Below are 11,473 nucleotides of genomic sequence, written 5' to 3'. Positions count from 1 at the left end.
CTTCCTCGCTGTTTGACGCTTATTTGCTGTCCGTCCCGGCTGCCGCTTCGCGTTCGGAGGAGGACAGATCGGCTGCCGCCGCCTGTTGTGCCGTATCCTTGCTGCTGCGCACCGCCCACCATCTCAAACGCAAGCTTGTGCCTTCGGCCGGAGACAGCAGCTTCAACCCGATCCGAAACGTTCCTCTTCGCGGATAGACGACGGTCCCTACGGATACTTTCGGCAGACCGATATCGTAATCGCTTCCCTGAAACACGTCGGAAGCCCCGTAAAATACGCTCTCGTTCACGTTCAGAAGATCCGGAATCATATCGTTATCGGCAACCTCCACTCCGACCGTAACCATTACCTGCCCCGGACCAAGACCGTGGCTGATCTCATCCGTATAATAGCTCCGTTCCTGCTTGCCGAACGAAATCATGCCGCTTTTGACGATCCCCCCGGCCAGAGGAAGGTCTACGACGCCGCTGCTGATCTCTTCTTGAGCTGATCTCTGCTGCGGCAGTCCTAACGTGAAGTCAAAATGGCCCTTGTCCGCCCGGTAGCCGACGGAGAACTGTGGCGGCTCGTCCGCTTCAAGCTGCCGTACGGAAGCGCCGGCCGTAAACGCAGCCCTGTCACTGCCACCGCCCGGCAGACTGCTGCCTGTTCGCCTTGCCAGGATGCCGAGCAGAGGCGAATTCGCGATCAGCTCGTTAAACGGCAGCGGCGTCACATGGTCGATGACGTAGCTCGGGCCCATTTGCAGCAGGCTGATTTTGGCCAGCACGACCTCCGGCTCCGCCGGCGAGCCCAGCGTCTCGTCCATCGATCGGGCGGCATAAGCCTCCCATAGCTTCTCTTCCGTATCCGCGACAATTTCAATCGTCTGCGAACAGGCCGATTCCACCTGAATTCGCCGGTCCCCGATCGTGATGACGGCCGTGCCGGGCTTTGAACCGAAATCTCCTTTTTCCCCCGCGCTCCCGGCTGCTCTTACCGGCCAACGGACGACGAAATCGTCCGATTTGTTGTCCGCAGGCATATCGACCCGGATTTTGCCGGCGGTTGAACAATCGGAATCCTCCACCAATGGAAAAAGCCCGCCGAGCGGCTCGTATTCAAATGTAATCGGCGGCGTTTGCAGCGTTTTCTCGACCCGGAGCCGGGCTTCGAACGTCTCGCCCTCCGTCACGTAACGAGGCACGGTTTGCAGCACCCGAACGTGCCCGTCATCGTACAGGACCGCGGTCGCCAGCGCAAACTCGTTCCACTCGAATTGCGCGGGCTCCGGCGCGTTTTCCCGGATGAACAAGCGGTACCCTTCCACCACCCGGTTATATTCGCTGATCTCATCCGGGCGGGCCGAACTGTTCGCCACCGCATGTACGGGCTCCTTGCCCTTCTCGTCATAAGCGATGCAGAGGTATACGTTTTTGGCGTAATCGTTATTGTTGAAGCCCTCCATCATCGAGAGCTTGAGCGTGACCGGCGAGGAGACCGTAATTTCCCGCCCGAGGCCGTCCAGCGCGAGCCCGGACTGCACCGATACAGACTTGTCGTCCACCGCAACTACCTGCAGGCCCGCCACTACGCCGCTTCCGAACAGCAGCCGGTTCAACAGACGCCGCTTGTCGTTGAAATATTTTTGCTCGGATTCGAAATCTCGGACCGTCAGCAGCTTGCCGTAAAAGTACCGGTTGCGTTCAAACGGAAAAAACCTGGACTTTTTCATGCTCCGCTTCCTCTTTCATCATTTAATGTTATTCAAGCTCCGAATCGAGACCGAGTCTCGTATGAATGTCCATGCGGTTGTCGCGCTCCACATCGATCAGCACCGTATGATAGGGCAAGGTGGCACGCCGGTCCAGCTTCAACCAAGACGGCTCGGCCAAGGTTGTATTGATGCCGAGATACGTATGCATATCCATATTCATCCACGGCTGCAGCACTACCAGCTTGGCCTCCGTGAAGGCGGGCTTCTGGGCGTCCAATAGCTGCTGCAGCACATATTTTTGTTTATCCGAAGCGGCATGCTCCGGTTTCACCAGAACGCAAAACGTGTATGGATCGTCGCTGTACAGCCGGCTCGCGGTTTCGCGGAACTCGACATTTTCCAGCAAGTGCCGGATTTGAAAATGCTCGATAATCATCGGCGCCTCGCCGGTGTAAATCTCCACCATCCGCGATATGGCTGCCCGGGTTCCCCGGAACCGGTATAAATCGGGAGCTTCGCGCATCCACAATCGCAGCTGCTGTTGCGTCCAATGCTCATCCGGCGAGAGCCCTAGCCACGAGGCAAGCCACCGCAGGTAAGGGCCGTCCGTCGCATCCGGGTCGAAAAAGCGCGCAATTCCGGCGATCGTCTCATCCGTCTCCTCCATAAAGGTAGCGAACAGCGATAAATAGCGCTCCAGAAAGCTCAGGCTCTTCTCGTCCTCTTGATACACAGCCGGAAGATAAGATAAATAGGACATGCGCGGATCGTAAATGCGGAGCCTGCGAAGCAGCGGGGAAGCCGTTTCGCTGCCGATCCACTCCAGCTTCAGCCACAAGTAGCGCCCCTTCGCTGACACCAGCAGCGCATCCTTCGGATTCGTTAACGTATGCGTCCACAGCGGTTTCAAAGCATCCAGCTTCTCCTCGGCGGGAATGGCCGAGTCGGAAATATATTGATCCAGATCCAGCACGTGACCGCCGAGCGCCACCGTTTTACGGTCGGAGGCGAACCAGGACAGCCGCAGTTGCAATCCCTCTTCGATGTCTGCATCCAGCACCGCTTTGTGCCACTCGTTCTCGCTGCGGGTGCTATCGAGGGAACAAGAGATCCACGTTCCTTCGTAGCGGCCATTCCCGCAGCAATTCGTGCGGGGCAGCAGCTGCAGCACGGTGACGGTCGCTTCGGCGCGGTTCCAGGCATAAAGCTGTCCGCTCGCATTCGTCAGCAGCTTATCAGACCGCCCGTGGAACGAAGCGATCGGCCGAACGGTGCATGCTTCCCCGGACATTTCGGCCAAGAGCAGGGAATGTTGGTTGTCACCGGCCGCTTCGCCCGAGGCGTCCCCGATAAACAAGCCTCCGAGTCCATCCATCGCGATGCCCGAAGGCCTCGGCTGCCGGACGGCTTCGTTGAACCACTCCGGCTCGCTGCCGTCCGGCAGGCAAAGCAGCCGCCCCGTCACAGTATCCAGCAGCCAGACGGTCCCGCCCTCCATCCCGGCGAGTTGAAACCGGCCCCGTAACGCTTCCATTCCGTTAGGAAACACCCGATCCGGATCGATCTCCGTTTCCGCCAGAAGTTGGCCCGAGGAGCCGAGCCTTAATAAGACAAGCCTGTCGCTATCGACTATGGCAAACACCAGAAACTGCCCGCCTGCCTGGGTTACGGCCAAGGGATACAAGCTTTCCCCGCGGTAGTCGCTGTAGCTCCATACCGCTTGGCTATTCCCGGCATGAAAGGCAATGAGCGGCGTATCGGCATAGGGATCTGCGGCCAGCACCGTATCTCCTACGGCCGCCAAGTATGCGAAGGAGGTGAAGGTGCCGTGTCCTTCGCGAAGCAGCGGTTCCAGATGGCGGTTGTCCGGATCGTACAGCCACAGGGCGGCGGACTCATCGAGCAGGTAGATTCGGTCCTGCCTGCCTGGGGCTATATCCGCAATCGCTCCGGGCCCTCCGCCTTCCCATTCCGCCAGCGAAATTTTCGTCGCAATGCCGTACTGCTCCGTTTGCTTAAGCGCAAGTCCGGCGGAATCGATACTGACGTTGCAGGTCATTCCCCTTTTCCAATCCGACGGCTTGTTCAGTGAAAAAAAACGGAAAGGTCCCATCATACGCCCGCCCCCCTTAATTACAGCTCGGTCAAGCTGACCAATTCGATGTCGTGCTCTCCGGAATATACGAGCCCGTATGGCGGGATTTGAATATCACCGTCGGCATCTTTACGAAATCCTTTGCCTTCCGCCGAAATCCATAAGTCCTGAATATAGCTAACCCCTGGAATCCGATTGATAACGCCGTAAATGTCTCCCTTGTACACGGTCCGTCCGAAAGCCCAGCCGCTCGTTCCGTCCTTGTTGTCGAAAGGCTGCAGCAGTCGGGTCAGCTCCCGGATGACGATGTTCGTTTCGTCCTTGAACGAAGGCTCTACCACGATAACGGCATGCACGCTAATCTCAATATATTCCGGCGGCAAAATTTGAATGTCCGTCGTAATCATCCGCCGCTTGTCCAAATGCCGTCTCACGGTTTCCATAAATCCGCGGCTTGGCATGGGCTTCGGCGATTCGCTGTAAGGCACCACTACGACGGACAGAGCCGCCGGCGACCGGTCCGCAGGGTACTGCTTCAGCCCTTTGCGGAATAAAGGCAGCGCCCGCGCTCTGGCCACGCGGAGTCCCGGCGTATTCAGCACGATCCGCTCCACATCCTCCGCCGTCACGGCGGTTGCGGGCTGCTGCAGTTCCCTTCTCGCTCGCAGCTTGGCCTCCTCCAACGTTTCCGGAGCGAAGCCGCCCCCAGCGACCGTCCGGTTCACGGGGCGCACAAGCTCCACCTCCGGCCACGGCTCGGCGAAACGCTGAATCAAGGTGGCGTTAATATTCCCGGACACGCCTTCGGTCGAACGAAGGGAATTCACGACGATGTTCGGCTCGTCGGAAGGCGAGGGCGCCATCCCTTTCTCGTTGTCGCCGAAAAGGACGATGCCGTTCAGCGGATCGAGCAGGAAATGCCGGTCGTCCGGACCGGACCGGTCGAAGTCGTCGACCCGGTGCCAGTCATACCAGAGCCATTCCCCGGATACGGGGTCCTTTTCTCCGATTTGAAGCCGGAACGCTTCGGCGACGACGGAAGCGCAGGGAAGCTCGCAGCGCTGATGGGGCAGCCCGTTTCCGGTGCCGATCCGCCGCTGATCGCGAAACCGCCCGGTATGGCAAATGACCCTTACCCGTCCGATGCCGTCCGGCGGCGCCTGCCCGCCCGCATCGTCCCCGAAAGCAATCCGGACCGTCTTGCTCTCGTCGTTTCGGCTTAATGCGTAAACTTTCCTTTTATCCTCCGGGACTGCAGACGGCAGATCGCCGGCCTCGCTCCATTCCACCCACTCCCCTTGGGCCTCGGTGCGCACTTGAACCCGCACCGCGCCAAAGAAAGCTAAATAATGGCTGATTTCCAGCGATTTCCCTTGCCCGTTCCGTCCGTCCCAATCGAACTCCTCCATCAGACTCCATGTATCATGCTGGAAGGCGGTCACCGCATTGAACGCCACGTGTTCGATCTTGGGCAGAAGCTCGAATCCGGGTTCGACGACCTCGCAGCAGATCCAATACCGCTCCCGGTCCGATGCCGGTCCCACGATTCTCGGCTGCATCGACCGCTCCAGCCGGAACAACAGCTTGCCGCTTTGCGACAAATGGTTCGTCTCGTCCCGCCGCAAATCGACCGGCCCCCAGTCCGCAGGACGGTCCTCTCCGCCGTCATCGAATATCCTCCACTCCAGCTTGGCCGAAGGAATGCGTTCCCGTTCGGTGTCCTGGACCGGAACGATAGGATAGTTCTCATATAATCGAATGGATAGGGTAAGCAGTCGATTCGTCGGCAGCGGTTCGGTGAACCCGATGTACAATCGGCTTCCCGCTTCCCCTTTGGCACCGAATGCCGGAAACGATACGTTGCGTCCTTCGTTCGAGGCGGTATAGTCGAAATAACCGGCGTCGGTGGCGACAATCAGCTTGTCCGGGATGGCGGGAACGAGCAGGAGCGGCTCCGCCGTCTCGAAGATCAGCCCGCCCGCCGACAGCTTGGTTCCGCGGGGAAGCTTGGATTTCACGTCGACGCCTTCGAATTGAACTTCAACCGAAGCCGGCACCGCTCCCTGGGGCTTCACGCCAAGCAGCTTGAGAAATTTCAGCTCGTTGGCTTCGGTGACCCGGTTTAAGTAATACTGCTGCATCTCGATAAGCCAAGTCAGCATTTCAAGCATCGTCATGCCCGGATCATGCGCGTTCTCGTCCGTCCATGCCGGATAAAGCGCAGGGATTTGCTTCCGGGCTGCTTCGACCATATGCTCGTACATGCGGTCATCCAAATTCGGCAGCTTAAGCATGCTTGTTCCCCTCCCGTCCCTTACATGATCTCGATAGCCAGCTTATGGATGCCTTCGGTGATGATGCCGTGCGGAATCAGGGACATGTTCTCCGGCAGCAGCTCCGTGCGCACTCCGTCCTCCAGCTTCGTTACCGTCATGGTCAGACGGTCGACGTGATGGATCGACCCGATGGATTTCAACAGCGCATAGAACATGGACAGGTGCAGCGGCTTGCCGATTTCCCACCCGTTTCCGTTCAAGCCCCCAACCAGCGGATGCAGAAACCGACTGATTTTGCTCAGCGCTTGACTTTCAGCCTCAGCCGCTTCCTCCATGCTTTTTACGGCCAATACCGCTTGTACGCCGATCTCCAGCCAGGCCGGCCCGATCACTTGAATGCTGCCCGGAAAAGCCGTCAGATAAGCTGCGCGCTCCCGGAGATAGCTCTCGATCCGCTTCTTCAATTCGATAAAAGGAGGGCCATCGTGAAAGCCCGTCTTCGGAAGGACGACCAGCGTGACGCAGCCCATCTCTTTCTCCATGCGAACGTTGCGCCCAGGCAGGCATTTCACCTTGCCGATGCCCGGATAAGCTTCCCGCGCGAGCCATTCGTAATCTTCCGCGGTCACCGCGCGCCCCCGGTGCTTGACCAACTGCGGTCCGCGTTTCAGCGCCTCCTGCAGCGATTCGGGCTCGCAGCCGCCGGAAGCCGGCTCGTGATTCACGACGCTCTGGATGAACGCAATGGACGTTTGCAGTTGGTTGATCGCCAGCCGGTCCAAATTCCCCCGTTCTCCCCCGCCGGTTTTGTAGTTCACCTTGATCCGTTCGATATCCGAGTTCGGAAGACGTCTCCCGCGAACCCCGTCCCCAAAATAGATCCGGCCGGTCGAACGATCTATCCGGTAATGCCGGTCGGCCGGACCCGAAGTAAGGAAATTCGTCACCGGCTCGTAGCAGACCCAGCACTTCAGCACTTGCCCTTCCGAATCGCGTACGATGTCCGCCCGTCCTTCGGCAAGCTCCAGCTCGGCCAGCTCTTCCTTGGCCAAATGCCCGGTTTCGTCCACCCACACTTCCTCCGAAATAACCGGCGTGCGGGCCAGGACGACGGCAGATGCCTCGTCCGGGAAATCATCGGAGGCCGCCGCCTGCGGCGTTTCCTGCTCGACCGTCTCCTGCTGGATCACCGCCACCGTGTTCAAATGGACCCCCAAGATGAACGGACAAGGGCTCGGCGGGCTGTCCGAATCGAACCTCGCGTCCTTGTTCACCGCGCGAATCCAATACCGGTCCTGGCCCCACATCCTAAGCCCGGCCATGTCGGCCGGCGAATAAAAAAGAACCGTTCCGCTTTGCGTAAACCCGATCGTGCCGTCCGTCGTCTTCAAGGGACGCCAGCTTCCTTCCCCCGCCCCGTACTCCCATTCGATCAGCGGGATGTCGCCGGACGCCGCTTTTTGCATCAGCACGGAAAAATATAGACTGATCGGCCCGCGGACGGGGGCCCGGTCAAAACCGAAATAAACGGCCGGCTTGCCGCCCTCGGGCAACCGGAAAGGAGCAAAGGGACGGCCGCTGCCCCCGGTTTGTCCGGAGCAGTCCCGGCTCTCCACGTTGTTGCGGATCCAGCACGCTTCAGGCGGGTAAAGCGGATCGTCGTAAGCATATGTCAGCCGGACCTGCTCAATCCATGGAGACAAATAGAGCGGGTTGGCCGAATACAAATGCTCGATATGCAATATCCGCGCGCGAATCCAGTAGTTCCATTCCGAATTGACGAACGTTTGCTCCAGATCGGCCGGACATACGAAGGCAAACTCTGCGTAACCCTCCACCGGATGATAGAACAGCGTTTCCGCTGCAGCCGGAACAGGCAGCCTCACCCAGGCCGAACCGTTCCAATATTCCCATACGACGCGGGTAATCGAAACTTGATCGGGGATGTCGACCTTGTCCACGTCTTTCTTCTTCATAATCGGCTTCCAGTCGATGTGCGGCGGCTTCTCCGGGATCAGGCGGTGCTCCCTGCGCGATAAACGGAAGCTGACCGTTATTTTGCCGCCCCGCTTGCTGAGCGGTTCCGCGCATGCGGCATAAAACGTCCCGAACGGGGCGAACAGATCGCCGAACGGATAGCCGCCGCTCGAATCGATCTGGATATCGCCGAAATACATCCGCTCCGGCTCGATTCCGCCATCGCCGTGCAGATCCGCATAATCCGCCTTGATGCGCAGTCCATCCAGCTCCAGCTCTGCCAGATCCGGAGTGCCTGAAGCTGCGCCGAGCGAACGAACCTTGCATCGCAGCCATCTTCCTGCGCCTTCCTCCAGCTCCGTTTCTTCCCAAGGAGCAAGCTTACGTTTGGTCAAAATCAACCGGTTTCCCCGGCTTTCCGCCTCATCGAACGGAATCCAAGCCCCGCCCGAGAAGTAGCTCCACGTCACCGTCCCGCTATCCGCCAAACGTTCCGATAAGGCAGCCTCCTTGAACCGCTTCTGCGAATGCGTCAGCTCCAGCTCGATTCTCGCTTCATGCTTCAGCCTGAACAAATGATCGTGCCTCAGAAGCAGACTGTGCTCCTGCACGTCGCCTTCCGCCCCGAATCGGAACAGCGCCGCCGGGTGCTCCTCTCCCGAGGGGGTGTTAAGCCGGACGATCCGGTCGTGGCGGACGCTCACATTGTACATGTCCGTAAGCCGGGCGGGCGTAACCATGACGGAATGAGCCGTTTCGAAGATGACCGGCTCCCCGCCCTCCGGAGGCGTTCCGGCCACTTTCGTCCCTTTGGGCACCGGAACAGTCTCCTGCGCTCCCTCGCTTAAATAAAAGGTCAGGTAGCTCTTGGCCGGAAGAGAGGACTGCTGGGACACATCCAGCATATTGAGGAAAGCGACAAAATTTTTATGCGGCACTTGATTGAGCCTGGAGATATTGTCCCCCAGCATCCGCGCGAACAGAAGAAACAAAGCCGTTCCCGGATCGGGGTCCTCCGGCGTGAATCTCCATTCGGGTGTATAAAAAGGTGTCATTTCCTGCATTTGTCGAATCAGCGCCGGGACATCCCGGGCGTCGATCGGAGGAACCCGCATCCGTGAACCGCCTCCTTTCCTAGCCTATTCGGCTGCTCATTTCGTGCCTTCATGAATATAGAACGGATATACCTGATTAAATAAGTTGTTCGTCGATCGGACCTCGTACCGGATGCGGATCATCACTTTGCCGGGATCGTCCGTATCTGGCTCCGCCCGGACCTCGACCTCGTGCACCCGAGGCTCCCAGATGCGAATCGCTTCCGTGATGTCCGACTCCAGCAGATGCATCGTCGTCTCGTCCGTCGAGCCGAACAGAAAGCGCTCCACGCCGCAGCCGAAATCCGGCCTCATCACACGTTCCCCTTTGCCGGTCCATACAATAATGCGAATCGCTTCGGCGATGTCCTCTTCATATTCGGACATTTTAATGCGGCCGGTCACTTCATCCACTTCTATGGGGAATTTCCATCCTCTGCCCAAAAACGACTTCACCCGTGCGCCTCCCTTGGCCGATTAGTTGATTTTGACCAGGCTGCCCTTAATGTTGACGACTCCGTCCGATTTGATATCGACGGAGGCGCTGCCTTTCAGCGCCAGACTCGCGGTAGCCTCAATGTTCACCTGGGTCGATTTGACGGTAATCTGCTTGCTGCTCTCGATCTGGATATCGCCCTTGGCATTCATCGTGATAACCGAAGTGCTCGACTTGATCTTGATTTCATTCGCGGACCCGCCTTGAATGACAATGGAATGGTTTCCGCTGGAATCGGCGATGGTGACCGAGCTTTCCTTATCCAGAAGCTCGACGATCTGGCCTTTTTGAGTCTTCACCGTAATCTTGCCTTCTGCGTCATTGTCGTCGAAAATCAGCTCATGCCCCGACCGTGACTTGAATTTGCGCACGTCGTTCTTATCGTTCTTCCCTTCGGGAGAAGGATCCTTCTTATTCCACAGCGTACCGATCACATAAGGCTGCCGGGCCTCCCCGAGATGAAAGGCGACCAGCACCTCGTCCCCCACCTCCGGAATGAACAGCGTCCCGCGGTCTTTCCCGGCCATCAGCGTGGCGATCCGGGTCCAATCGGTTTCCGTCTCTCCTTCGCGGAGCGGAAGCTTCAGCTTGACCCGGGCCAGGTTTTCCGGGTCCTTGTTGTCCGTCACGACGGCCACCATCACACCGTTAATCTTCGGTGTCAACGATTCCATCGCTTCGTTCGGATTTAACGAGAAAGGAAATTCGTTCATATCAGCCCACCGCATTTCCTTGAACTTTAAATGTCGTCGTATACCCGGAGGCGTCGATCCGGTGCGTGGAGGACGTAATATAGTAAGGTTGGTTGAGAACCCTGCCCAATCCCTCCAGCTTCATATACCGGCCCGCGCAAATTTCAGGCAGGCCGATGGTTTCGCCATGCCCGGTAACCAGCTTCATCCCCCGCTCGTTCATAACCGCCTCCGCCTTCGCCTTTGCCTCTTCCACGGAATCGACATTCGCGCCGATATTTTCCTCGAACTCGCCATGCGTTTTCAGCAAATCTGTGCCCGTCTTGGAGCCGGAGCCAAGCTTGGTGATCTCGGTAGCCGAAGCGACGATCGGCTTCTGCTGCTTGTCGTCCCAACCGCGCACCGTCACTTTAGTAATCTGGTCGGCAAGGTTCATATCGGTGGCAAAGCTGCGCAAATTTTGGCCGTAGCTTAAGGTCAGCACGCTGGAAGTCCCCGTAAGCGGCTTGCGAAAATACATCGTTTTACCCACGAGAAAAAAGTCGTAATTGCACATCAGCGCCAAGTACCTGAGAAATTTAAAGTCGCTCATACCTTTTTGGTCGATCGTGCCGATCACGGTTTGCGTATCGTCGACGATCACTTTGGGCACATATTTTTGGCCGATCTCCTTGGCTACGTCGCTGTACTTTTTGTCAATCCAATAGCCGGCCTTCGAGCCTTTCATCATCAGCGTCGACTTGTCCATCCCCTTTACCCGGAGGGTCGGATGGCCCTGTGCCGGATAGTCGGCGGTAACGGAAGTGATGATTCCGTAAAATACCGTTTTCAGCTTGTCCGTATAGCCCATTTTCACTTCCAGCGTTTTCCCCAGGACAAAGTACTCGCCGAGCCATTTGAAATCCCGCTTGACGATATCGTAGGCGTTCTTCACGGAAAAATCGACGTAGTTTGCTTTAGGTTCGACGCTTGTCGTGACGGTGATGGAGGGAATGGCCATGCTTTCGGCGACAATATTGGAGCCATCGATATAAATCTCGTAGGCGGGTGCGTAGAAATTCCGGTATTTGCTTTCCAGTTCGTCAAACGTATACGTTTTGGTTTCCAGCGACATGGCCCATTCCCCTCTCTTCGTTATGTATAGGCA

At 57.8% G+C, this 11,473-nt stretch carries 7 protein-coding genes; all 7 read right to left on the bottom strand.

Annotation, left to right across the window (positions count from 1 at the left end; genetic code table 11):
• Positions 1–19 precede the first annotated feature (19 nt).
• The 7 genes from QMG93_RS28305 to QMG93_RS28275 are packed head-to-tail and all read right to left on the bottom strand — an operon-like array spanning position 20 to position 11,440.
• Complete coding sequence (locus QMG93_RS28305; RefSeq protein WP_281942539.1) at positions 20–1,714, bottom strand: hypothetical protein; 1,695 nt, start codon at positions 1,712–1,714, stop codon at positions 20–22.
• A 28-nt stretch (positions 1,715–1,742) separates the two neighbouring features.
• The gene (locus tag QMG93_RS28300) at positions 1,743–3,812 is read right to left on the bottom strand and encodes a phage tail protein (RefSeq protein ID WP_281942537.1); all 2,070 of its coding nucleotides are present in this window, start codon (positions 3,810–3,812) and stop codon (positions 1,743–1,745) included.
• 17 nt (positions 3,813–3,829) lie between these two features.
• Entirely contained in the window at positions 3,830–6,085 is a 2,256-nt protein-coding gene (locus QMG93_RS28295) for a putative baseplate assembly protein (protein ID WP_281942535.1), read from the bottom strand.
• Between the two features lie 20 nt (positions 6,086–6,105).
• Positions 6,106–9,159 (bottom strand): putative baseplate assembly protein, encoded by a 3,054-nt coding sequence (locus tag QMG93_RS28290; protein ID WP_281942533.1) that lies wholly within the window; start codon positions 9,157–9,159, stop codon positions 6,106–6,108.
• 36 nt (positions 9,160–9,195) lie between these two features.
• The gene (locus QMG93_RS28285; protein WP_281942531.1) at positions 9,196–9,594 is read right to left on the bottom strand and encodes a GPW/gp25 family protein; all 399 of its coding nucleotides are present in this window, start codon (positions 9,592–9,594) and stop codon (positions 9,196–9,198) included.
• A 21-nt stretch (positions 9,595–9,615) separates the two neighbouring features.
• Entirely contained in the window at positions 9,616–10,347 is a 732-nt protein-coding gene (locus tag QMG93_RS28280) for a phage baseplate assembly protein V (protein ID WP_281942530.1), read from the bottom strand.
• 1 nt (position 10,348) lies between these two features.
• Positions 10,349–11,440, bottom strand: a complete 1,092-nt coding sequence (locus QMG93_RS28275; protein ID WP_281942528.1) for a phage late control D family protein — start codon at positions 11,438–11,440, stop codon at positions 10,349–10,351.
• Positions 11,441–11,473: the final 33 nt, after the last annotated feature.

This window comes from Paenibacillus tyrphae (genome assembly GCF_027925525.1).
In the GTDB taxonomy this organism is placed as follows: domain Bacteria; phylum Bacillota; class Bacilli; order Paenibacillales; family NBRC-103111; genus Paenibacillus_G; species Paenibacillus_G tyrfis_B.
The sequence above is the reverse complement of the archived record's forward strand: the minus strand, read 5'-3'. Positions and strand labels throughout refer to the sequence as shown.